The sequence below is a fragment of the Thermotoga sp. RQ2 genome (assembly GCF_000019625.1).
In the GTDB taxonomy this organism is placed as follows: Bacteria; Thermotogota; Thermotogae; order Thermotogales; family Thermotogaceae; genus Thermotoga; species Thermotoga maritima.
Genome location: NC_010483.1, coordinates 1,172,376 through 1,195,687, shown reverse-complemented (window position 1 = coordinate 1,195,687; position 23,312 = coordinate 1,172,376). Strand labels below are relative to the sequence as shown.

Sequence of the window (23,312 nt, the reverse complement as noted above, 5' to 3'; positions counted from 1 at the left end):
CGAGGAGTGGGAAAATGCCCGGACACGTGTGATACGAACCTACAAACTCGCCGTACCAAGACACCTGAGTCAAACATGCGAAGAACTCAACCGCACAGCAGCAAGAATCTACAACAAAACGATGTCTCTCGTGCAAAAGATACACCAAAAGAAAGGCTTCTGGCTGTCCTGGCCTGCCGCAGACAAATACATCCTCCGCTGGGCAGAAAACATCAAAATCCACGTCCATTCAAAGCAGGCATTTGTTCAGCTCTACTTTCAAGCCCTCAAAGGGTACTTCAAAGCAGCCAAAAAGAATCAAGATGCAAAACCTCCCCACAAGAAAAAACGCTATCTGCCGTTCATATGGAAAGAAAGCGCTGTAAAACTTCTGCCAGACGGTACCCTAAGACTGTCTTTGGGCAAAGAACGAGAATCATTTGTTGTACAAACACCTCTCAAACCTCCCCTTCGCATCAAACAGGCAAGACTTGTCTTTGAAGATGGATACTATCTCCACCTTGCGATAGAGGTGGAGATTGAAGAGAAGAATGCTGGCTCTGGTGTTATGGCGGTCGACCTTGGAGTGCTCCGTCCCATCACGTGCTTTGATGGAAAAGAAGTCATCAGCTACCACGGAGGAGTCCTCAGCAGCACTCTTCGCTATCGAAACAAACGCCTTGCAAGTTTTCAGTCTGCCATAGCAGAGTGCAAGAAGGGATCAAGAAGGTACAACAAGCTTGTTAGTGCAAAGAAAAGAGCCCTGAGACGGCTCAGAAACCAGATCAACGACATCATGCACAAGATCACAAGTAACTTCATCGGACTGTGCCTCAGAAAACAAATCAGAACCATCGTGATAGGAGACGTCACAGGGATCAGAGAAAGAGCAGACTACAGCGACAACGCGAACCAAAAGATCCACCAGTGGCAGTTCAGAAAACTCATCGAGATGATAAGGTACAAAGCAGAGCAGTTCGGAATCGAAGTGAAACTCATCTCAGAAGCGAATACAAGCAAGACGTGTCCTGTCTGTGGTGCAAAGAACAATCCGAACGGAAGAAGATACCACTGCAAAGCCTGCGGTTTTGAGTATCACAGGGACGGAGTTGGAGCAATCAACATCTGGAAAAGGTATCCTGGCACAGGCCAGGTAGTAGCGGGCTTGGCCCCCGTCAGAGGTGTGAGGTTTCATCCACACCTCTGTGGCCATGGAGCATCTTTGGCTCCATGGAAGGTGGCCTGAGAGCCACCAAAAGTCCCATCCCCTTCAGGGGATTGGGAGGAGGTCAAATAGGAAAGATCGCTGTACCAGAACACATCTTGAACAAACCCGGAAAGCTCACAGATGAAGAATTCGAGGAAATCAAAAAACACTCCATCGTTGGTGCAGACATATTGAGGGAATATCCGGAGCTGTCCTTCGCTGTCCCTGTGGTTCTATACCATCACGAAAGGATGGATGGTTCTGGATATCCTTTCGGTTTGAAAGATGGAGAGATACCGCTCCTTGCCAGGATTTTAGCGGTAGCGGATGTGTTCGACGCCCTTACCAGCGACAGGCCCTACAGAAAAGCTATGAAGCCAGAAGACGCTGTAGCTCTCATGAAGAAAATGCCTCTCGATCAAGAGGTCGTGGGAATCCTTGAAAAATATCTTTCGGCGTTCGTCAGGCTGAAACCTCAAGTTTCAAACCCGCGTAGCAATCCATGATTTTTCCGAGGAATTCTCTTTTGAAGATATCAACTGCTCTTTCACCCGTGCAGTGACAGGGGACCACGGTTTCAACTCCAAGCTCGTTGAAAACCTTCACGATTTTCTCTATCTCATCATCGGAAGATTTCAGAAGATGGAAGCCTCCCATTACCATTTTGATGCGCTCGTTGAAGGTCTCCGCGATGTCGAGGAGAATGTTGTCGATCCCGCGGTGAGAACACCCAGTTATGACAACCAGACCTTCCTTTGTTCTCACAACCAGAGTCTGTTCGTCCTCGAAGAGATCTTTTCGCCTCTCACCGTTTCTCTCAACGAAGAAGTCTCCTGTGGGGACCTTTCCTCTCAGATTCGCTGGTCCCAGAAGGAACATGTTTTTCCCGATCTCGGTGATCTTTTCGATCACGAGCTTCCCTGTGTTCTTCTTGAATATTTCATTCCAGTCGGCTCCTGCGTATCTTTCTCCGGAATACTTCGGATCCAGGGCTTCTTTTCTGAGCCACACTCTTTTTCCTGAAAGATACAAAAGACCCCCCGCGTGATCGTAGTGACCATGACTGATGAGCACGTCCTTTGGAAGATCAATTCCCAGCTTTCGCGCGTTTTTGAGAAACACATCGGATTTCCCCGTATCGAAAAGAACGGAATCCACAAGAACAGAAAAACCGTGTTCGCTTTCAAATCCATTTTGAGATGAATCATCACACAGAACGTGTATTCGCATCTTTTTCCCTCCGCTCAAAAACTGAAGGGGGTTGATACCCCCTTCATATTACCACCAGCCTCTCCATCCTCTTCCATGTCTCCGGGCAAGGCCCATTCCAAATGGCCATCCTCTTCTCCATCCATAACCAAAACCTCTCCACCATCTCCAGGGTCTTGCCCAGCTACCACCGAACCTGCACCATCCGAGACCTCTGCCCGTCATCGGCCCAAGTCCCATCGGGCCCGTTCCGTCGAGCCTCGGCATACCACTCACTTCCTGTTTTCAAGCTCTTTCAGTCTCTCTTCAACGTATCTGAGCTCTTCTTCCAGGTATCTTTTGTAATCCAGAAGCATTTCTTTTTTCTCTTCAGGAGAAGGTGGCACTGGAGGGTAATCGTAGTAAGCCCACCATGGCCCTCCTCCAAAACCGAATCCTCCTCGCCAGCCCCAGCCTTTTCTCCATCCGTATCCTCTGCCCCACCACATATTCTCACCTCCTATATATGTATTTTACATATATATGAGGAAAAGTCAAGCTGTTTTCGACTTCCAGCATCACTTATTCACTGTATGTTTGTTCCCAGATTTCTTTGATCTTTTCGTGTTTTTCTCTGAAAATCTCGATCAGCTTGGGATGAAAATTTGACGGTGAGGTTCTTCCATCTCCCTCGAGAATCACCCTGACGGCCTCTTCATGGGACAAAGCTTTTTTGTAAGGTCTTTCTGAGCGCAGGGCATCGTAAACATCAACTATCTTGACGATCTGCGCTTCTATGGGGATCTCGTCGTCTTTCAGGCCGAATGGATAGCCCGTTCCGTCGTAACTTTCATGGTGGTAGAGAGCTATGTTTCTTGCAACTTCCAGTTCTTTTCTGCCTGAGAGTAGCTCTCCACCCCAAATTGTGTGCTTCTTCATGATTTCCCATTCTTCTGCCGTGAGCTTTCCCTTTTTGTTCAAAATCTCCTTGGGGACCTTTATCTTTCCAATGTCGTGGAGCGGAGCGTACAGATATATTTTGTGAACAAGATCCTCATCGAGACCCATCTCTTCGGCGAAAAACTTCGACAGTTCCTGAACTCTTCTGACGTGGTTTCCAGTTGGCTCGTCGAAACCTTCAACGATATCCACCAGTTTGTAGGTGAAAAATTCGTACGCTTCTTCGACAGCTCGGCTTTTTTCCTCTATCTCCTGTGCCATCTTTTGAAGTTCAGAGTAAGACGCTTCGAGCTCCTCGTAAGATGCTTCGAGCTCTTCTCTCTGGGATTCAATGATGGTGATCATATCGGAGACTTCATCGATGAGCTGGTTGATCTCCAGGATGTTTGAGGATACATCTCCAAGATCAAAGATTCTGGAACGCAGGTACTCTTTTGAAGCTTTCGAGAACACTTCGAGTGGAATTCTGAGTTCCCTGTCGATCAACTTAGACACTCTTCGAACGATCGGGAAAGAAATTATGAAGGCTAACCCTATAACATAACCCAAGTGAAGAAGAGAATTCCTCAGAAAAACAAGAAGCGGTACCTGGATCACAAAGACCGTGGATCCCGTTTTTCTGAAAAATGCAACACCAGACATGCTTATTTTCGCACCGTGATCTGTCGATTCGAAGTCTTCGGGATCGAGTTTCACATGAATTTCACCGTTTTGAAGAAGAACCGTTCCATCTTCTGAGAGAACGTACATGCCCGGCTGCAGAAGATCTTTCATCACCTTTGATGGAACGATATCGATTCCAAGAACACCGAGAAGGTTTCCACGTTCGTCAAAGATTGCCCTTGAAATGGCGAAAGTGACGACACCGAGAATCCTGTGAGTGAAGGGCGGGGTAATCACAGCAGAGTTGGGGTTCTCGACAGCAACTTTATACCAGGGTCTCTCCCTTGGGTCGAAATCGGGAGGAAACGTGTAAAGGGGATATATGTAGTAAGTGCCATCCGGAGTAGCAAAAATGGGGTAAGATGAATAATCTCCGAAATGCTCACGAATCTGTTTTAAAACCTCAAGGATCGTTTTGGGGTTTTCAAAATCCTTACTACGATCTGCAAAGAAATTGAGGACATCGTAATAGTGATCGATTGTCCTTTCCCACTCGTTCGAAACAAGGGTGATCTTTTCGAGCCAGTCTTTTTGGTCAATGTAGTAGGTTACTATAAAAACAAAAACAGCTATCACGAACGATAGAAGAAAAATGAAAATCAGATTTTTCTTGTAAACAAAGCTTCTTATGATATCGCTCAATTTTCTCGGTGCCACATCATCACCCCTCGATGTTCTTATTTTACTACACAAGACAGAAAGTACATCCCATTTTGGGGATTGGAATTCAATACATCTTGACATATCCATCTACGAAGTGTTATGATTGATCAGTACCATCTTTTGTTAAGGAGGCATGTGTTATGAGAGGAAAGGTTAAGTGGTTCGATGCCAAGAAGGGCTACGGATTCATTACAAAGGACGAAGGAGGAGACGTGTTCGTACACTGGTCAGCCATCGAAATGGAAGGTTTCAAAACTCTGAAGGAAGGCCAGGTCGTCGAGTTCGAGATTCAGGAAGGCAAGAAAGGTCCACAGGCAGCGCACGTGAAAGTGGTTCAGTAAAGAGACGAATCAGCCCCCGCCTGGGGGCTTAAATTTTCTTTCTCCACTTGATTTTTGGTCTCACATATGGTACCATTTGGCATGTGAGACGTAATAATATTCATGGAGAGGTGAGGACACGGTGAAAAAGGGAATACATCCAGAGATGAAGCTCGTAACTGTTAAGTGTGCGTGTGGTGCTGAGCATACTTTTTACACGACGGTTGACAATATAAGAATCGACGTGTGTTCCAAATGCCATCCGTTCTACACCTCCGGTGGAAAAGGTGGCGTTCTCATAGTGGACACGGAGGGTAGAGTGGAGAAGTTCAGAAGAAAGTACGGAGACAACTATTGAGAGGCAATATCACTTTTGTGAGGAGGGTTTTTTGTGAAAGTTGGTGAACTTGTAAAGGGAAAGGTTTCTAAGATCGTGAGGTACGGAGCCTTCGTGGATATCGAAGGGGGGGAAAGAGGATTTATTCACATTTCCAAGATCTCCAAAAACTATGTGAAAAGAATCGAAGATTATCTTCATGAGGGACAGGAGATATCCGCGAAGGTAATAGGAAGAGCCAGAAACGGCGGTTGGGAACTTTCCCTGAAAGATCTTGAAGAAGAAACACCAAAGACAAGTGAGAAATCGGAAGAGAAGAAAAATGCGGATTTCGAGAAGAAGCTATCCAGATTCTTGAAAGAAAGCAGTCAGAAGCTTTCCGAATACAAGAAAAGACTCGAGAAAAAAGGCAGAAGAAGCGCATGGTAAAAAAGCGGGGGTGATCCCCGCTTTTATTTTTTAATAGATCCTTTCTGGAAATTCTTTATCTTCCTTTACCACTACAACTTCCGTTCCAACACCAGCGAAAGCGTCGATTTCTTCCACATCTCTGTTGAACATCCTGATACAACCGTGCGAGATCCTTTTTCCTATTTCCCACGGTTTTGAGGTGCCGTGTATCGCATACGTGGGATTCGATAACTGCAGATACCTTGTTCCGAGTCCGTTGAGAGGGGTTCTAGGAGATATGTACTCCCCAAACCAGTAAAGGGCAGGATCTATCTCTTTTCTGAGAATCCAGTAACGTCCCGGAGGCGTGGTGTCGCTCCTTCCAAGGGCCACGGGATAAACTTTGAGCAGGACACCATCGTAGTAAAGAGCGAGCTTAGATGAAAACAGATTCACAACTATTGTGACTGGATTCTCCCGGAAATAGACCCTTCCGATCTTCAAAACCTGACCAGCCACTATCCTGTCGGGATCTTCCAGGCGGTTTATCAAAACGATGTCTCCAACTCTCACACCGTATTGATTGGCTATGCTCCAGAGTGTTTCTCCTCTCTTCACAACGTGCTCGGCAAACACAGTGTAGTCGAAAGCGCCATCTTCTCCCCTCATAGGTACCGCAACGCGTTTTATAACGTAGATTTCTTTCTTCAAGCTGAAGGTGTAACCGTATGGACCGTTGAAAGTAATTTCCAGTTCGTGCGCACCATCTTCGAGAAAGGACTTGAAGACGCAGATCCACTTCCCTTCCAGGTTGAAGAATCTGAATCTCTTTCCCTCCAGGTTTAACGAGACAGGTACCACACCTTCTGGAGACTGAATGAACACGTACACCAGAACTTCTCCGTTTTTTATGTCCGAGATCACTCTTGTTTCGGGTTTCTCCAGAGGTACCCTCAAAACCTGAGGTGCCACACGGTACATCCTCTTCCCGAAAGAATTCACACCTTCAACAATTGGAAAGAAGGGGCCTTCGAAATCCACCTCGAAGGTGTAATCGCTGTTTTTCACTTTTTCAGGAAACACAAATCCCGCCGGGGAGTAGAGAAGAAAGGTCGTTATTTCTCCTTCGTAGAGTTTTTTTACGGAGAGAGTCACGTGATCTTCAGAAACGCTCTTCAGTTCAAGAAGGTGATCCGCCAGCAAGGTTTGAAACAACATCAAGAATAATGCAAGCCACACGAATCTTGTCATCTTCATCAATCCTTTTGATGAAACCGTCTCTTCCGTATATGTAGACCTCCACTCTGTCGGAAGAGAACGCTTTCCGGGCATCGTTCAGCACGAGCAAATCCAGATTCTTCTCTCTCAGCTTTTTCACAGCGTTCTCTTCGAAATTTTCCACCTCAGCCGCGAATCCCACAAGAATCTGATGCGACTTTCTCTGTCCGAGTTCTTTGAGAATATCTTTTGTTCTTTCGAGATGGAGAACGAGATCGTTCTCTGTTTTCTTCAGCTTTCCTTCAAAGACCTTCTTCGGCCTGTAATCTCCCACGGCGGCGTTCATTATCACGATGTCTGTATCTTCGAATCTCTTCATCACCTCTTCGTACATCTCTTCAGCACTTTCTACTTTCACAAATTCATCCACATAGTAAGGTGGTTTCAAAGACGTTGGGCCGGATACAAGAGAAACACGAGCTCCCATCCTCTTTGCGACAGTTGCCAGCGCGTATCCCATCTTTCCTGAACTCGCGTTAGTGATGAACCTCACAGCGTCTATACGCTCTCTTGTTGGTCCCGCGGTGATAAGAACCTTTTTTCCGGCGAGCTTCTTTGGAAAAGTCAAAAGGTGTACCGCTTCGACTATCTTCTCGTTCTCCGGATATCTTCCCTTTCCGACCTCACCGCACGCGAGATGGCCTTCTTCGGGTTCCACAACGAACCAGCCGTTGTTTTTTAGCTTTTCAAGATTCTCTTGAAACAGTTTGTTGCTGTACATACGGTAATTCATCGTGGGAACGAGAATCTTCGCGTCTTTATCAAAAGCGAGAGCGACGAGTGTGAGAAGATTGTCCGCTATTCCGTTTGCGATCTTTGAAATGGTGTTCGCGGTTGCGGGGGCAACAACGAGCACGTCTGTCGTTCTGGAAAGTTCGGTGTGCGGGATCCAGCCGTTCCTGACATCCATCCAGTCGTGGTACACGGAACAGTTTCCAACAGCTGAAAACACCACCGGAGAAATCATTCTGGTGGCGTCCGGTGTCATCACCACGTGAAGTTCGTGACCTTCTTTTCTCAACTTACTTGCCAGGTCCACGGCTTTGTATATCGCTATGCCGCTGCTGACACCGAGTACTATCCTCATCCTCACTTCACCTTCGGAATGAGCGCTTTCAGTATCTCCTCGTTTTTGATCCTGATGTAGTTCAGGCTGAGCTCCATGAAGGCGATGCTAACATAATTTTCGTCGTCTGTAATCACAAACGGCCTGGCGTATTCTCTGATCGCTTCAGCACGCTTTGCCACAACAACAGGTATGGCGTACTTGTAGGGTATCTTCTTAAGCAGTTCATCGTACTTGAGGTCGAACTTCACAATTTTTTCCATCCTTTCACCTCCATCTTGAACCGTTCTATCTTGTCTTGATTTCTGGTGACTTTCGCTCTCTCGGACCTCACAATCGACACGACCATCTCTACAGCATCTTCGAGATTTTCGTTTACAACGATGTAATCGAACTCATCCATGAACATGAGCTCCCACTTGGCGTTTTCGAGTCTTACAAGCACGTCTGCTTCTTTCTCCGTTCCCCTTTTGAGGATACGTTCCCTCAGATCCGCATAGGATGGAGGAGCCACGTAAATGAACACCGTGTTTGAGTATTTCTTCTTTACCGAGAGAGCACCCTGAACGTCTATGTCGAGTACAACATCCTTTCCTTCGTTGATGTGAGATTCCACAAAGGAGCGAAGGGTCCCGTAGAGATGGCCGTGGACGCGGGCCCACTCGAGGAATTCTCCTCTTTCGACGCGCTTCAAAAACTCTTCTTCCGTGATGAAGAAATAATCCTTGCCATCCTCCTCGTGAGGGCGCTTCGGTCTCGTCGTGCAGGAAACGGAGAAAACTACGTTGTCCAGTCTTCTGAGAACTTCTTTGATTATACTGGTTTTCCCCGCACCGGAAGGACCACAGATGACGAAAAGCTGTCCTTTCATTGATCACACTCCTATTTTTTCGTTTCTCTCAACACTCTTTCTATCTCGTAGAAGTTCTCCATGAATCTCTGAGCGATCGTTTCCGGCTGAATGGCACTCAGAATGATATGGTTACTGTCCGTGATGATGATCGATCTTGTTTTTCTTCCATATGTAGCATCGATGAGCTTTCCTTCAAGCTTCGCCTCGTCTTTCATCCTCTTCAAAGGAGAGGACTCAGGGTTCACGATAGCGATCACACGGTCACCCGCCACCACATTTCCAAAACCGATGTTGATCAGACCGTACATTCTTTCTCCCCCTCACTCAACATTCTGAATCTGCTCCCTGAATTGAGAAACCAGTACCTTCCCCTCGAGAGCAAGGCTGGTTATCTCACCGGAAATGGACTTGGAAAGGATTGTGTTCAACTCCCTCAACATCTCCTGACCGAGAAAATCCAGATTCATTCCGACCGATTCGTCGCTTTCTATCAGCTCAAGAGATCTTTTTATGTGACTTCTAAGCCGAGTGATCTCTTCTCTTATGTCGACTTTGGTGGCCATGAAAGCCACGTGATTCTCCAGAATGTCTTCTTTCACGGAGACATCCTGTGGAAGGATCTTCTCCACTTCTTCCTTTATCTTTTCGCGGTAAAGTGCGGGAAGCTGATCAGAGATTTTTTCTATTTCTTCAACTCGAGACGAAAGATCTTCCAGGATCCTCTTCAGATCCGCACCTATTTTTTGACCCTCTTTTTTTCTTTCCTCAACGAGCTTTTCCAAGGCCTCTCTGAGAATGGGAACCAGATGGTTCCAGATATTTTCTATTTCCTCGTCCGAAAGCTCTATTCGAAAGACTTCCCTGAAGTTCAGAAGGTCCGAGAGCTTCACAGGTTCAGGAAGAGAAAGTTCCCCGACTATCTCATCGAGCATCGAATAATACGCCCTGACAACGTTTTTGTCTATTTCGAGCACCTTGGGAGGCTCCAGGAACTTCACCTGAACTCGAGTTTGAACTTTTCCTCTGCTCACGTACTCCTGAACGAGGTTGTTCAGCTCTAACTCTTTCATGGAAAGGTATCCGGGCAACTGGTTTATGATGTTCAGGCCTTTCGAATTCAAAGACTTCATCTCGACTCTGAACTGATAGGGACCAGACACCTTTTCGACTCTGCTGAAGCCGGTCATGCTTTTTATCACCAGATATTCCCCCTTCTGGTTGAAATTATACCATTATCGGCGATTATTTCCAGTTAAATCCAGAAAACTGAGAATTTCTTCGATTTTCTTGAGGAAGTAATCCACTTCTTCCTCCGTGTTGTATTTGCAGAGGCTGATTCTGATGGCTCCCTGGGCAATTCTCCTGTCTACCCCCATCGCATCCAGGACATGGCTCAATCTTTCGTCCTTGCTGGTGCAGGCCGATGAGGTTGAAACGTAAATACCATAGCCGGAGAGAAGATTCTGAAGAGTGGACCCTCTGATGTTCGGAAAAGAAACGGAGAGGGTGTTTGGAAGGGATACCTCCAGGGGAGTTATGATGTGGGCTCCCAGGTTCATTAGACCCGATACGAGTTTGCTTCTGAGCTTTTCCATGTGTTTTGCTGCTTCGCTCAGCTCTTCAACGGCGATTTCCATGGCACGGGCCGTCCCGACGATTCCCGGAACATTCTGCGTTCCAGATCTGAGCCCTCTTTCCTGCCCTCCGCCGTGTATGAGGGGTCTGATAGGAACTCCCTTCCTGACGTAGGTTATTCCAACGCCTTTCGGCCCGTGAAACTTGTGCGCGCTGAAACTCGCGTAGTCAACTTCCAGTTTCTCGAGGGAAAATGGAATTTTCCCGATCGTTTGAACAGCATCCACATGAACAAGGGTTTCTTTGTTCTTTTTCTTCACTATCCTGACCACATCTTCAATGGGCTGGACAGTTCCCACCTCGTTGTTCGCTGCCATGATGCTGACAAGGAACGTGTCCTCATCTACGAGCTTTTCCAGTTCTTCCAGTTTCACAATCCCTCTGGAATCAACGGGAACGTACTTCACCTTGAAACCTTTCATCGATAGATATTTCACCGTTTCGAGAACGGCTTTGTGTTCTATGGGAGAGGTGATGATGGTTCTTTTTCTTTTTTCGAACGTCTCAGCGACTGTTTTGAGAATCCAATTTATCGATTCCGTCGCACAGGAGGTGAAGAATATTTCTGAAGGTGAGACGCCGAGTATCCTTGCCACCTTTTCTCTCGCTTTTTCCATGTGTAAATTCGCTTCTATACCCATGCCGTGAGCAGAATTGGGATTTCCATACTTTTCGCGGTAAAAAACGATCATCTCCTCGAGAACCCGATCGTCCACCCTCGTCGTTGCGTTGTTGTCAAAATAAACCTTCATTTCGACCACCTCGCTTTTAACTCTTCAACTCCCCTTTTCACGACCTCTTCCGCGTATTTTCTGAGTTCCTCCTCGCTTGAAAATTCTCTCGGATCGACCGGCTCGTGTATCTTGAGAAAGACTTTCCCTGGGGTGAACGTCCATCTTCCCTTTGGAATCAGATGATAAGTTCCCCAGATGGAAACGGGAAGAACTGGAACACCGGTCTTCACAGCGATCATGAGGCTGTCTTTTTTGAAAGGAAGAACCTTTCCGTCTGGTGATCTCGTTCCCTCCGGGAAGACGATGAAGGTAACTCCGTTTTTGAGCTTTTCAATAGCTTCCCTGAGTGCTCTCACGGCTCTCCTTGGATTTTTCCTGTCAAGAAACACACCGTTCAGATATCTTATGTACCAGTTCACCCCCGGAATTTTTCTCAGTTCTTCCTTTGCTATGAACGCACCTGTGGCAACGAAGCCGAGGATCAACGGGATATCCATGAGACTCTGATGATTCGCAACTACTATGAAATTCCTGTCCTTTGGAATGTTTTCGTTGCCTTCAACTACCACATCAGAAAAAAGCCACGTAAAGGCTCTTTTCCCGAATTTTTCTATCTCCTTCAAAACGTACTTTCTGGCTTTTTCACGGTCTCTCATTAAAAATGATCTGAAAAGTACGAATCCCCCGTAAAAAACAATGTATACGGTGGCTATGAAGTAGAAGTACAGCGTCAACAGAAGATCTCTGATTTTTCTCACTCTATCACCTCGACTTTTCTGAAGGTGAACGCTTCTTCTTCGAGAACGGGAAGATCTGGAACCTGCTGTTCCAGCTTCTCGAGGATCGAGGGATGAGATCTCGTTGCAGGATTTTTCGGAGCGAAGAAGACGCAGCTGTCCTGGTAAGGCTTTATAGAGATCTCGTAGGTTCCGATCTCTTTTGCCTTTTCGACGATCTCTGTCTTGTCGAAACCAGAAAGAGGCCTTATCACGGGTCTTGTGGTCACGCTCTCTATAGACCAGAGGTTTTCCAGGGTCTGGCTCGCCACCTGTCCTATGTTCTCCCCCGTGTAAAAAGCAACCGCACCGGTTTCCTCCGCTATTTTTTCCGCTATTCTGAACATGGACCTTCTGTACATGATCAGCGAGTATTTGTCCGGTACGTTCTTTTTGACCTCAAGCTGCAGCTTTGTGAGATTCACAATGTGCAATCTCAAAGGATGACCCCCACTGAACTCCCTGAGAACTCTCAATATGTCTCTCACTTTTTCCACGGCTCCCTCCGATGTGAAAGGAGGAGACACGAACGTGACGGACTCTATGAGAACTCCTCTTTTCAGTGCGTACCAGCCTGCCACAGGACTGTCTATTCCTCCAGAGAGAAGAAGAACCGCTTTTCCTCCCGTTCCCACGGGAAGTCCACCGTAGCACTCCACCCTGTCTGTGAAAATCAGAACCCCTTCAGGTCTCACTTCCACCCCGAGAACAAAATCCGGATTGTGTACATCAACGGAAAGTTCCTTGAAGTTTTTGAGTATCAAGGCACCGAGCTCACTGTTTATTTCGTATATACTTTTTTTGTATTCCTTATAAGCTTTTTTGGCCTGCACCTTGAAAGTTCTGTAATTTCCTTTTTCCAGCTTTTCTTTCACCGCGATCAGTGAATATTTCTTCACTTCCTCGAAATCGTGACTCACCAGAAATCCTTTGCTGAAATTCTGAATTCCAAAGATTTTCTTCAGCTTGTCATCGAGTGTTACGTTTTCATCTATTGGAATGAGAAATCTTCCCCACTGTCTCTTCACCTTCATTCCGGTTACTCTCTCGATGTTTCTTTTGAGGGCTTCTTCAAAATCTTTTCTGTTCTTTCCTTTGAGACCTATCTCGGAATATCTCACTATGTAAACTCTCAACTCTTTCACCTCCGGATAAGATTTTAGCAGAAGAAACACAGAATTTGCCGTTTCCTGGTTTATAATGTAAAATGAATATGAACCGCAAGTTTCAGGAGGGATGGCTGATGGCAGAACATATAATAACACTTGTCTTATCTGGAGAAAGGCTGGATGTTACCACTTCAACGCCTTTTGTTGTGGCTCTCAGGGATCTCCTCTACGAAGGAGACTGGGAACTCTTAAAAGAAGATATGAAGAAAAAGGAAAACATAATGAAAGAAGTACAAACCTGCGAAAAACTGGAGAAGGTGGTTCGTCTCGATGAGGCCGTTTATGAACCTCTCATATTTCCCGAATTTCAAGAATGGCTCAGAGAAGAGAACATAACCCCAAAAGATTTCAAAAATGTCTCTCTCAAGGGTCTGTACGATCTTGCGCTGGAGTACGCTGATCGAAACCTTTACGACATAGCGCACGATATCATAAAGTTCATGCTCGACATAGACGAAAACTACGCTCCAGCTTACGAGTTGAAAGGCTCTCTTCTCGTTGAGCAGGGCAAGATAGAAGAGGGAATAAAATTCCTCGACAAGGCCGTGGAGATAGATCCATGGCTGGTTCAAGCGTACGCCTCTCTCGGGGAAGCCTACTACAACCTGGGGGATTATGAAAAGGCAATTCATTACTGGGAAAGAGAACTGGAATACAACCCAAGCGACAAGATCACATACTTCATGATCACAGAAGCCTATCATGAAATGAACCGCAAAGACCTCGCCGTGAAAGCGCTGGAGCGCCTTTTAGAGATCGATCCAGACAACATACCTGCCCTGTACCAGCTTTCGCAGCTTTACAGGGAGCTCGGCAGCGAAGAAAAGGCAAGGGAAATGGAAGAGAAGATCATGAACTGTAAACCCAAGTATCCCACGGAATTGGAACCATGGGCTCGTGTGATGCTGAAACACGGAAGATACAAAGAAGTCGTCGAAGAGCTTGAAAAGATCGTTGAATCCTCTCCTCTGAACACCCTGGCACGGCTGCTCCTCGTAGTTCCCTACGTGAAACTCGGTCAAATCGATAAAGCGAGAGAAATCCTCGATGATATTGGACAGAGCAATTTCTGGTATTATTATGGAAAAAAGGAGATACTGGACGAACTTCTCACGGAGGAGGAAAAACGGGCTTGTGGTATCTCCTGACGTTCGCAATAGGCACCATAGTTGGAAGTTTTCTGAACGTTGTCATATACAGATCTACGAAGGAGGATCTCAAGCTGTGGGATCCTCCTCATTCATTCTGTCCTAACTGTAAAAGGAAAATAGAGTGGTACGACAACATTCCCGTTATCAGCTATATTCTTCTGAGGGGAAAATGCCGGCACTGTGGATGGAGAATCCCGATCAGATACCCCATCGTGGAGATCTCAACAGGGGCTTTGTTTCTGGTGAATCGTGTCCTCATAAAAGATACCCTGCTGTTTGTATCTTCGTGCGTGATTGCCTCTGCCCTCATCGCGATATCACTCATAGACCTTGAAACGTTCCTGATTCCGGATTACCTGAATTTTACCGTTTTGATCTTTTCCTTCGTGGTGGCTCTGAGAACCTCCTTTCTGGAGCATCTGATTTCCTTTCTCATCGTGACGATCATGTTTTTGATTCTGAAAGCGATGTACAGAGACGGTCTGGGAGCAGGAGACGTGATCCTTGCGATGGGAATAGGCTTCCTCCTCCCACCAGTTCCTTCCATTTTTGCCATCTTGATCGCTTCAATTTCTGGAATACTCTATGCACTGATCAAAGGAAAAGGTAAAATGGATATAAAAACACGTATACCATTCGGCCCCTTCCTTGCCCTTGGAGGGTACACTCTCTTTCTCATATCGTACGGAATGGGGTGGTTGTAGTTGGCAAAGGTGTTTCTGAATACGATGAATCAAAGGATCTCAGGTGGTCATCTGTGGATCTTTTACAACGAGATTCTGAAAGTCGAAGGAGAGTACGAAAACGGAAGCGTTGTGGATGTTTTCAGACCCGACGGTTCTTTTTTCGGAAAAGGATACATAAACGACAACTCGAAGATCAGGGTGAGAATTCTCACCTGGAAAAACGAAGTCATCGATCGAAATTTCATAAAGAACAGGATAGAGAGCGCTCTGAAGAGGAAGAAAAAACTCGTGAAAGAAACGACGGCCTTCAGAGTCGTGCACAGCGAGGGGGACTTTCTGCCAGGTCTCATAGTTGACCTTTTTGGGGATTATCTTGTCTTTCAAATAACGACTCTGGGAATGGAAAAGATGAAAGATTGGATCCTGGATAGTCTCATCGAGATATTCAAGCCGAAGGGAATATACGAGAAATCAGAGGGCACCTTCAGAGAGAAAGAAGGGCTTGATAATCGAGAAGAATGGGTCTACGGTAAGGGTCCTGAACTGATAGAGTTCGAGATGAACGGCTTCAAATTCCTTGCTGACACCAGAGGACAGAAAACGGGTTTCTTCCTGGACCAGAGGGAAAACGCCAGAATGGTGATGGATCTGGCCGAGGGAAAAGTCTGTTTGGACGTGTTTTCTTACACTGGAAACTTCGCAGTGCACCTCCTCAAGGGAGGAGCGAAACACGTTACCCTCGTCGACTATTCGGAGAGGGCTCTTGAGGTTGCCAGAGAGATCTTGAAACTGAACGGATTTGACAGCAGCAGGTACGATCTGCTTCCGGGAAACGCTTTCGATATCTTGAAAAGCTTCGACAGAGAAGGGCGAAAGTACGATCTCGTGGTTCTTGATCCTCCATCTTTTGCGAAGAGTTCAAGCAATCTGGAAAGTGCGAGGAGAGGATACAAGGAGATAAACCTGAGAGCGATGAGGATATTGAAAAAACCAGGTGTTCTCGTGACCTCTTCCTGCACTCAGATAGTTTCTGAAGAGCTGTTCAGAGAAATCCTTTTTGATGCGTCCTTCGACACGAAAACGAGTTTGACCGTTTTGAGAAGGGGAGGGCAACCTCCTGATCACCCAGTTCTCATGAACGTTCCAGAAACGCAGTACCTGAAGTTTTATATCCTTCAGGTTGACAAGAGGTGATGGATGTGTTCTCCGATCGTGTCCTGCTGACCGAGGAAAGCCCAATCAGAAAACTGGTTCCCTTCGCTGAAATGGCAAAGAAGCGAGGAGTAAGGATACACCACCTGAACATAGGACAGCCCGATCTGAAAACTCCCGAGGTGTTTTTTGAGCGCATCTACGAAAACAAGCCGGAAGTGGTGTACTACTCTCACTCTGCGGGTATCTGGGAATTGAGAGAGGCTTTCGCATCTTACTACAAAAGAAGACAGAGGGTAGATGTGAAACCGGAAAACGTTCTGGTGACGAACGGTGGAAGCGAAGCCATTCTTTTTTCATTCGCTGTGATAGCAAATCCTGGTGACGAGATCCTCGTTCTGGAACCGTTCTACGCGAATTACAACGCTTTCGCGAAGATCGCCGGTGTGAAATTGATTCCCGTAACGAGGAGAATGGAAGAAGGATTCGCCATCCCTCAGAACCTCGAAAGTTTCATAAACGAAAGAACGAGGGGAATAGTACTTTCAAATCCCTGCAATCCGACCGGGGTGGTTTATGGAAAAGACGAGATGAGATATCTCGTGGAAATAGCGGAAAGACACGGACTCTTTCTGATCGTCGACGAGGTGTACAGCGAAATCGTGTTTCGGGGAGAATTCGCAAGTGCCCTCAGCATTGAAAGTGACAAAGTCGTAGTGATAGACAGTGTATCGAAGAAGTTCAGCGCCTGTGGGGCGAGGGTAGGATGTCTGATCACGAGAAACGAAGAATTGATATCACACGCCATGAAACTGGCTCAGGGGAGGCTCGCTCCACCTCTGTTAGAACAAATCGGATCCGTTGGTTTGCTGAATCTCGACGATTCCTTTTTTGATTTCGTGAGGGAAACGTACAGAGAGAGAGTCGAAACAGTATTGAAGAAACTCGAAGAACACGGTTTGAAACGTTTCACAAAACCCTCAGGTGCCTTCTACATAACCGCGGAACTCCCCGTGGAGGACGCGGAAGAATTCGCAAGGTGGATGCTGACAGATTTCAACATGGATGGTGAAACAACCATGGTCGCTCCCCTGAGGGGATTCTATTTGACTCCAGGGCTTGGAAAAAAAGAGATAAGAATCGCGTGCGTGCTTGAGAAGGATCTCCTTTCCAGGGCCATTGACGTGTTGATGGAAGGTTTGAAGATGTTTTGCTCGAGCCGCATCTCCTGTTGAAAAAAATGTTCATCAAGTATCGCAGGAGGTTATTGAAAGTGACGGAAAAAATGGAAAAACTCATCAATCTCCTCGAGATTTCTCTGGTTGTTCTCCTTTCCAGCTTCTCTTTTTTAGAAATTCTCAAAGGCAACTTACTGTCCCTTGCCTACCCCTGCCTCGTTTTCGCCGTGTTTCTTTCCCTGTTTAGGCGAAGATGGTACAGAAATTTGAAGAATGAGATGAACGAGAAGAGTGAAGAGATGTCTGCAATGAATCAAGAACTCACAGCGTTAAACCAGCAACTCACAGCCGTGAATCAGGAGCTGGAAGCCTCTTACGAAAGCCTTCAGATCCTCTCCACCCAGCTGGCCAGAATCATGGAAACCATGGGAGAAATGGATCTTGAGGTCGATCCTGTTCCTACTCTTGAAAGGATTTTTTACGATGTGAAGAAACTGGTAGAACCGCTGTCGGGACTCGAGTTGAAAAACTCACAGAGATCCATTGCTGTTGGTGAATTCACAGAAAATCTGCTCTACAAAGAAGCCGGAAAGACATCCGCCAAGATCTTTGTAAGCAGAGAACTCGAAAGGGATGAAGAAATGTTCCTGAACTCCGTTCTGAATTTTTCCCTCTTTCTTCTGAACGCCCACGATTCGTATCTTGAGGTTATGAAGAACAGAGACACGCTCTCAAGGATGATCAGCTCTCTGGAAGAGGTTTTAGGTGTTTCAAGAAGAACAGAACTCATAGAGAAGATACTACACTATTTGAAAGACATGTTCCCCGGCATCGTGCTGTCGTCCGTTTCTCTTCTCGAAGATGGAAAAATAAAAACCTTCTTTCTGAAAAACGGCCAGATCGAGGTGGTCAATCTCAAAAGAGGTATCGTGGTAAAGGCTTTTGAAACAAAGAAAGATCTTTTCGTGAACGATGTGAGGGACTTCCCAGAATTTTACGATGTCACGAATGGAAGAACAAGATCCGCGGCCGCCATCTTCTTCGAGTACGAAAACACTCCCCTCGTCCTCGAAATTGAAAAGGATTCGGAAATCACTGAATACGAACTCTCATCCCTCAAAATGATGGCGAGAATCCTGGCGATCTTCTTCTCACGTTTGAGCCTCTACAGGAAACTCCGAAAAACCTTTTTCCAAACAATAGAAGCGTTCTCGTACGCGGTGGAGTTAAAAGATCCCTACACCAGCGGACACAGCCTGAGAGTCGCTGATTATTCACAGGAAATAGCCAGAAGAATGGGTCTTCCAGATCAGGTGGTGGAGAGAATCAGGATAGCCGCTGTTCTCCACGATATAGGAAAGATAGGTGTCAAAGGTGCCATTCTCAACAAAACCTCTAAGCTCACAAAAGAAGAATACGAAGAAGTGAAGAAGCATCCAGAACTCGGTGAAAAACTGATCAGCAAAATCGAAGACTTCTCCGATATAGCGAAGATAGTGAGACACCATCACGAATGGTACAGCGGTCAGGGATACCCGGATGGACTTCGCGGGGAAGAAATACCGTTGGAATCGAGGATCATCGCCATAGCTGACGCATTCGATGCGATGACCAGCGACAGACCGTACAGAAAAGCCATGGATAGAAAAACAGCCCTCGAAATTCTTCGCAGAAACGAGGGATCCCAGTGGGATCCTGAAATTCTGAAGATCGCCTTAGACTACTTCAGCGGACTCTGATGAACTTCATCCCCAACTTTTCACACACTCCATCGTTCAATTCGTCGTCCCCGTACATAACACAGTCTTCCGGAGAAACTCTCATCTTTTCACATATCTCGAGGTAGTACCTCGGATCTGGCTTGCAAAAATGGAAGCTCTCCATGTCCGTTATCAAGTGAAAATCGTCTTCTGACAACCCAATCCAGTTCAGTCGCTTCAAAATAGCGATTCTTGGAAAGACAGGGTTCGTTGCCAGAACAACCTTCCCTTCTTTTTCCTTCTCTTTCAGAAGATCCACTATCTTCCTCACAGGTTTAACCGTATCTTTGAGCGAATCGAAAAGTTCGCTTTCATAAAACTCCATGAAGAGTTCTTTCCATTTCTCTGCACACTGTGACGTTCTCTTTCCAAGGCATTTCATGTATCTCTCCAGATTGGTTGATCCATCCGGATTCCTGGTTATTTCCTCCACACAGCCAAGAACCAGCTCTGGAGAGATCGAAACACCTCTATCTCTGAAAAAAGAAACGAGTTTTCTAAAATATTTCTCTGCGAACCCGTTGTCTTCGGCCAGTGTGCCGTCGTAATCGAAAAGGAAAATTCTCACACTCATCCCTCCTTTTTAACTATCCTAACACTGGTTCGATGATAGAATCTTTAACGGGAGGTGACCGGTTCTGGAAAGAGAAACCATCGGAATAAAACTTCTGAGAGGAGATCCCAGAAAAGCCATAGTGAAACTCTCAATTCCCATGATGCTTGCCATGTTAGTTCAGACGATTTACAACCTGGCCGATGGTATCTGGGTCGCGGGACTGGGGCCTTATGCGCTGGCAGCGATAGGATTGTTCTTCCCTATCTTCATGGTGATCATCTCCCTCGCCGCAGGTATAGGGGTTGGGGCGAGTTCGGTGGTGTCCCAAAAGATTGGAGAAAGAGACAAGGAAGGAGCAGATACCGCGGCTTCTGTTTCCATCCTGTTTTCAATCGTCATTGGTTTTTTGAGCATTGCTGTTATTCTTCCCTTTATTTCTGACATCCTCATCTTCGCGGGAGCTCAGGGGGAAACTCTCAGACTGGCCCTCGAGTATTCGGTGATCCTCGTGTATTTCATTCCCCTTATCATGTTCAACAACGTAGCAAACGGTGTTTTCAGAGGTGAGGGAGACGCGAAAAGAGCGATGGTGGCCATAACGATAGGTTCCCTTCTGAACATAGGTCTGGATCCCGTGTTCATCTACGTCTTCGGTATGGGGGTCAGAGGAGCAGCGTACGCCACCGTGGTATCAATCGCTGTTTCTTCCCTTCTGATCGCGTACTGGATGTTTTTCAAGAAGGACACGTACGTATCCTTCCGTTTGAAATGGGATGGAGAAATTCTGAAGAGAATATTGAAGATCGGTATCCCGGCTTCCCTGGCGCAGGCCTCGATGTCGGTGGCGATCTACGTGCTCAACGTCTTCGCGGTGAGAGCAGGAGGAGACTATGGAGTTGCGGTTTTCACAAGTGCGTGGCGTGTCATAAACTTTGGGACTGTCCCGCTCATCGGGATGGCCATGGCTGTGACATCCGTTACAGGCGCCGCTTTTGGTGAGAGAAACGGAGAAAAACTCGAAACGGCACATCTCTACGCCGTGAAACTCGGATTTTTCGTAGGGCTGGCAGTGATGTTCACAATCTTGATTTTTGCCCCATACATCGCAAGGCTGTTCACTTATTCTCAGGAAGGTGAAAAATTATACAGCGATCTGGTGAAAGCCCTCAGAATCCTGAGTCTTTTTCTTCCAGGTGTTCCATTTGGAATGTTCACCTCCTCCATGTTTCAGGGAGTGGGTCAGGGACTCAAAAGTCTGATTGTCACCATCATGAGAACTGTGATTATGCAGGTTGTCTTTTCGTGGCTGTTCGTCTTCGTTCTGAGAATAGGACTTGTGGGAGTCTGGTGGGGCATAGTCCTTGGAAACGCCACATCGGCTTTCATCACTTTCAACTGGGGAAGGTTCACAGTGAAACACCTCAAAAGAAATTTTCAGAAAAACATCGTATAGGAGGGGTTTGAATGCTCAAGTTGGAGGCCAATTATTCTACGATCGAGAAGATCGTTCTGAAAAGCACCGAAGGATTTTCTCAATTCTCACTTTCGAAGGAGGATGAAAACCTTAAAGTGAAACTGAAGCACGGTTCCTTCCCTTTTTCCCTGTCGGTGAAAGTCAAAGTAGTATCGACGCAGAAAACACCCGATGATCCCATCATCCTGAAAGTAGGTGTGCCCTCTTTCCTAATGGAAATGCTGAAAAGCAGAATAGAGCGAGAAGGACTGGAAGTTCACGGGAACGAGATTCACATCTACCCCAAAAAGATAGCAAGATTTCTCGAGGATCTGATCGTATCGAGATTGGAATTCGAAGACGACAGAGTGATACTTCACCTCGAGGAGGTCTGATCCTTGGCGACCTTCTGCAGAGGCTGACAGTTTCTGAGGATGAAGTATCTGGAAGCCTCTATTTGCTGTATGGCCTTTACATAGCCATCTAAAAACTCCACGTACCTTTGAGGAGTACCATTTTTTCTGTCGACAGCCAAACTCTTATCCAGTCTACCGTCCCATGAGACAATGAACACTCGGTTGTCGTCTATGAAAGATCCGTCCGGAACGTGATATCTCAAAGCAGCAAAACCATGTTTCGCGTTCAGAAGATCCTGCCCCATGAAGAAACCTTCTCTGTAATTTATTCCCATCACGTTCAGGATCGTGGGAAGAAAGTCTATCTGTCCTCCAGGGATGTTGACCACCCTACGAATGTTCTCTCCAGGGATGTGGATAGCAAAGGGAATATTGAGGGCGATTTCGAAAGAAAATTCTCTATCCAGGATCTCGGGTATCTTCGTTTTGACTTCCCTGTTGAATGGATACAGGCCCGCGTGGTCACCGTAGAGAACGATCACAGAGTTTTCGTAGAGGCCAGCTCGTTTCAATTCATCAAGAAAAACACCGAACGCTTCATCGGCGTAATGTATAGCCTGCAGATAGTGTCCAACGATGGTATCTGATATGTCTTCAGGAAGTTCGAGTTTTCTGTGCTCTTCAGGAATAACAAAGGGAGTGTGACTGGATATAGTTATCAAAAAAGCGTAGAAGGGTTGTGGATAGTTTCGCAGTTTCTGAACAGCCTGCTTGAAGAAAGAAACATCTGCCAGTCCCATCCCGAAAACCTCATCTTGCTGGAAATCCTCAAGACTCACGAATTCGTCAAAACCGATGTGTTTGTAAACCTCTTCTCTGTTCCAGAACCAGCCAACGTTTCCATGAAACGCTATTGTGTGATAGCCGTTTTGTTTCATAATTCTGGGCAAAGTAGGAAGGTTTATCACGGGGTATTCTTCGTAGACCACGCTGTCTCCCAGTGTGTGAAGAGAGGTGTTCACAACAAACTCGGCATCCGCTGTGTTCCCGCTTCCCACCTGTTGGTAGCAGCTTGAGAAATAGACGGTTCCGGAGTCTCTCAAAAATGAATTTATGTTCGGCGTGACTTCTTGCCCGTTTACTTTAAGACCGATCACAAAATTTTGCAGTGATTCCATCTGAACGACTATCACGTTTTTCCCTTTTCCTATTCCGAAGAAGCTTTTTTGAGAAGGTTTTGTCGTTTCATTTCTAACAGAAGAAACCGCCAAATCGTTGTTTTCTTCTTTCTTGTTCATAAAGAGATTGATGATGTCTTGAACGTGATAATCAAAAACACCGTATCTGTTGAAGACAAACTTCGATTGTAGATTCTGAGAGGTGTGGATGGCACCGAGAAAGGTGAAAGACAGAACCAGGACAAAAAGCGAGGACAGAGAAAGCGTTCGCTTCGTATTTTCTTTGAAGAAAAACCACACGAAAGGAAGATCCGCCACAAAGAGAAGAGAGTACAAATCGATGAAGTACTTGATTTCACCGCCGAGATCTCCCACCTGAGGAAGCAGAACTACTTCCTTAATGGATGGAAGGTTTCCAAAGTTCTGAAAGTAAAGAAAATCAACGAACAACAGAAGGGAGAGCACCGTGTAAAGAAGCCTGTGCCCTCCCTTGAAAACCAGAAGCAGCAACATCAACCATCCCGCGGTACTGAAAACAACGGAAACACTGAAAGAACTCAAAGTAGGTACGTAGAAAAGAACGATCTTTGCTGCCAGAAAAACTATCAGAAGATAGTCGCTCAT

Annotated in this window: 27 protein-coding genes; 12 read left to right on the top strand and 15 right to left on the bottom strand. The window is 46.2% G+C overall.

What is annotated here, in order from left to right; all coding sequences use genetic code 11:
* Positions 1–28 precede the first annotated feature (28 nt).
* Both TRQ2_RS05935 and TRQ2_RS05930 read left to right on the top strand, forming a co-directional pair.
* Positions 29–1,225, top strand: coding sequence for an RNA-guided endonuclease TnpB family protein (locus TRQ2_RS05935; protein WP_012310979.1), 1,197 nt, complete (start codon positions 29–31; stop codon positions 1,223–1,225).
* Entirely contained in the window at positions 1,210–1,692 is a 483-nt protein-coding gene (locus TRQ2_RS05930; RefSeq protein ID WP_041434334.1) for an HD-GYP domain-containing protein, read from the top strand. Before TRQ2_RS05935 ends, TRQ2_RS05930 begins: the two co-directional genes overlap by 16 nt.
* Here TRQ2_RS05930 and TRQ2_RS05925 read toward each other — a convergent pair.
* The 4 genes from TRQ2_RS05925 to TRQ2_RS05915 form a co-directional block, all read right to left on the bottom strand.
* Positions 1,649–2,416: an MBL fold metallo-hydrolase gene (locus TRQ2_RS05925; protein ID WP_011943535.1), complete on the bottom strand. Its 768-nt coding sequence runs from the start codon at positions 2,414–2,416 to the stop codon at positions 1,649–1,651. The two genes, TRQ2_RS05930 and TRQ2_RS05925, sit on opposite strands and share 44 nt — an antisense overlap.
* Positions 2,417–2,464: 48 nt before the next feature.
* A complete protein-coding gene (locus TRQ2_RS09645; RefSeq protein WP_011943536.1) occupies positions 2,465–2,662 on the bottom strand; it encodes a DUF5320 domain-containing protein in 198 nt (65 codons plus the stop codon).
* Positions 2,663–2,667: 5 nt separating this feature from the next.
* Positions 2,668–2,883 (bottom strand): DUF5320 domain-containing protein, encoded by a 216-nt coding sequence (locus TRQ2_RS05920; RefSeq protein ID WP_011943537.1) that lies wholly within the window; start codon positions 2,881–2,883, stop codon positions 2,668–2,670.
* 73 nt (positions 2,884–2,956) lie between these two features.
* Positions 2,957–4,654, bottom strand: a complete 1,698-nt coding sequence (locus TRQ2_RS05915; RefSeq protein WP_012310978.1) for an HD domain-containing phosphohydrolase — start codon at positions 4,652–4,654, stop codon at positions 2,957–2,959.
* 146 nt (positions 4,655–4,800) lie between these two features.
* On the opposite strand from TRQ2_RS05915, the gene TRQ2_RS05910 reads away from it, so the two are divergent.
* The 3 genes from TRQ2_RS05910 to TRQ2_RS05900 all read left to right on the top strand — a co-directional run bounded on the left by TRQ2_RS05910 (position 4,801) and on the right by TRQ2_RS05900 (position 5,746).
* Positions 4,801–5,001, top strand: coding sequence for a cold shock domain-containing protein (locus TRQ2_RS05910; RefSeq protein WP_011943539.1), 201 nt, complete (start codon positions 4,801–4,803; stop codon positions 4,999–5,001).
* Positions 5,002–5,122: 121 nt separating this feature from the next.
* Complete coding sequence (rpmE, locus tag TRQ2_RS05905) at positions 5,123–5,338, top strand: 50S ribosomal protein L31 (protein WP_008194646.1); 216 nt, start codon at positions 5,123–5,125, stop codon at positions 5,336–5,338.
* A 33-nt stretch (positions 5,339–5,371) separates the two neighbouring features.
* A complete protein-coding gene (locus tag TRQ2_RS05900) occupies positions 5,372–5,746 on the top strand; it encodes a S1 RNA-binding domain-containing protein (protein WP_012310977.1) in 375 nt (124 codons plus the stop codon).
* Positions 5,747–5,776: 30 nt separating this feature from the next.
* Here the strand turns inward: TRQ2_RS05900 and TRQ2_RS05895 are convergent, their stop codons facing one another.
* The 9 genes from TRQ2_RS05895 to thiI are packed head-to-tail and all read right to left on the bottom strand — an operon-like array spanning position 5,777 to position 13,185.
* On the bottom strand, positions 5,777–6,925 hold the full coding sequence (locus tag TRQ2_RS05895) for a L,D-transpeptidase family protein (RefSeq protein WP_012310976.1): 1,149 nt from the start codon (positions 6,923–6,925) through the stop codon (positions 5,777–5,779).
* Positions 6,888–8,072: a bifunctional phosphopantothenoylcysteine decarboxylase/phosphopantothenate--cysteine ligase CoaBC gene (gene coaBC, locus TRQ2_RS05890; protein WP_012310975.1), complete on the bottom strand. Its 1,185-nt coding sequence runs from the start codon at positions 8,070–8,072 to the stop codon at positions 6,888–6,890. The genes TRQ2_RS05895 and coaBC overlap by 38 nt, the downstream gene beginning before the upstream one ends.
* A 2-nt stretch (positions 8,073–8,074) precedes the next feature.
* On the bottom strand, positions 8,075–8,314 hold the full coding sequence (locus TRQ2_RS05885; protein WP_004082204.1) for a DNA-directed RNA polymerase subunit omega: 240 nt from the start codon (positions 8,312–8,314) through the stop codon (positions 8,075–8,077).
* Complete coding sequence (gmk, locus tag TRQ2_RS05880; RefSeq protein ID WP_012310974.1) at positions 8,299–8,922, bottom strand: guanylate kinase; 624 nt, start codon at positions 8,920–8,922, stop codon at positions 8,299–8,301. Before gmk ends, TRQ2_RS05885 begins: the two co-directional genes overlap by 16 nt.
* 11 nt (positions 8,923–8,933) lie before the next feature.
* On the bottom strand, positions 8,934–9,212 hold the full coding sequence (locus TRQ2_RS05875; protein ID WP_004082206.1) for a DUF370 domain-containing protein: 279 nt from the start codon (positions 9,210–9,212) through the stop codon (positions 8,934–8,936).
* 12 nt (positions 9,213–9,224) lie between these two features.
* Complete coding sequence (locus TRQ2_RS05870) at positions 9,225–10,103, bottom strand: YicC/YloC family endoribonuclease (protein WP_012310973.1); 879 nt, start codon at positions 10,101–10,103, stop codon at positions 9,225–9,227.
* Positions 10,104–10,136: 33 nt separating this feature from the next.
* Entirely contained in the window at positions 10,137–11,291 is a 1,155-nt protein-coding gene (locus TRQ2_RS05865) for a cysteine desulfurase family protein (protein WP_012310972.1), read from the bottom strand.
* Positions 11,288–12,031 carry a 1-acyl-sn-glycerol-3-phosphate acyltransferase gene (locus TRQ2_RS05860; protein ID WP_012310971.1) on the bottom strand — a complete coding sequence of 248 codons (744 nt, stop codon included), beginning with the start codon at positions 12,029–12,031 and terminating at the stop codon, positions 11,288–11,290. Before TRQ2_RS05860 ends, TRQ2_RS05865 begins: the two co-directional genes overlap by 4 nt.
* Positions 12,028–13,185, bottom strand: a complete 1,158-nt coding sequence (gene thiI, locus TRQ2_RS05855) for a tRNA uracil 4-sulfurtransferase ThiI (RefSeq protein WP_012310970.1) — start codon at positions 13,183–13,185, stop codon at positions 12,028–12,030. The genes TRQ2_RS05860 and thiI overlap by 4 nt, the downstream gene beginning before the upstream one ends.
* Before the next feature lie 107 nt (positions 13,186–13,292).
* Between thiI and TRQ2_RS05850 the strand changes: the two genes are divergently transcribed.
* From TRQ2_RS05850 to TRQ2_RS05830, 5 genes are read left to right on the top strand one after another with little or no spacing between them, the layout of a single operon-like run.
* Positions 13,293–14,366, top strand: a complete 1,074-nt coding sequence (locus tag TRQ2_RS05850; protein WP_012310969.1) for a tetratricopeptide repeat protein — start codon at positions 13,293–13,295, stop codon at positions 14,364–14,366.
* Entirely contained in the window at positions 14,351–15,073 is a 723-nt protein-coding gene (locus tag TRQ2_RS05845) for an A24 family peptidase (protein WP_012310968.1), read from the top strand. The genes TRQ2_RS05850 and TRQ2_RS05845 overlap by 16 nt, the downstream gene beginning before the upstream one ends.
* Positions 15,074–16,249 carry a class I SAM-dependent rRNA methyltransferase gene (locus TRQ2_RS05840; protein WP_012310967.1) on the top strand — a complete coding sequence of 392 codons (1,176 nt, stop codon included), beginning with the start codon at positions 15,074–15,076 and terminating at the stop codon, positions 16,247–16,249. It begins immediately after the preceding gene.
* A complete protein-coding gene (locus TRQ2_RS05835; protein ID WP_012896332.1) occupies positions 16,249–17,442 on the top strand; it encodes a pyridoxal phosphate-dependent aminotransferase in 1,194 nt (397 codons plus the stop codon). Before TRQ2_RS05840 ends, TRQ2_RS05835 begins: the two co-directional genes overlap by 1 nt.
* 38 nt (positions 17,443–17,480) lie before the next feature.
* Positions 17,481–19,124 carry an HD-GYP domain-containing protein gene (locus tag TRQ2_RS05830; RefSeq protein ID WP_011943550.1) on the top strand — a complete coding sequence of 548 codons (1,644 nt, stop codon included), beginning with the start codon at positions 17,481–17,483 and terminating at the stop codon, positions 19,122–19,124.
* Here TRQ2_RS05830 and TRQ2_RS05825 read toward each other — a convergent pair.
* A complete protein-coding gene (locus TRQ2_RS05825; RefSeq protein WP_012310966.1) occupies positions 19,111–19,713 on the bottom strand; it encodes an HAD family hydrolase in 603 nt (200 codons plus the stop codon). The two genes, TRQ2_RS05830 and TRQ2_RS05825, sit on opposite strands and share 14 nt — an antisense overlap.
* A 127-nt stretch (positions 19,714–19,840) precedes the next feature.
* On the opposite strand from TRQ2_RS05825, the gene TRQ2_RS05820 reads away from it, so the two are divergent.
* Both TRQ2_RS05820 and TRQ2_RS05815 read left to right on the top strand, forming a co-directional pair.
* Positions 19,841–21,154, top strand: a complete 1,314-nt coding sequence (locus TRQ2_RS05820; RefSeq protein WP_012310965.1) for an MATE family efflux transporter — start codon at positions 19,841–19,843, stop codon at positions 21,152–21,154.
* A gap of 11 nt (positions 21,155–21,165) precedes the next feature.
* Entirely contained in the window at positions 21,166–21,549 is a 384-nt protein-coding gene (locus TRQ2_RS05815) for a hypothetical protein (RefSeq protein WP_011943553.1), read from the top strand.
* Here the strand turns inward: TRQ2_RS05815 and TRQ2_RS05810 are convergent.
* Positions 21,531–23,312 (bottom strand): LTA synthase family protein, encoded by a 1,782-nt coding sequence (locus tag TRQ2_RS05810; protein WP_012310964.1) that lies wholly within the window; start codon positions 23,310–23,312, stop codon positions 21,531–21,533. The genes TRQ2_RS05815 and TRQ2_RS05810 overlap by 19 nt on opposite strands.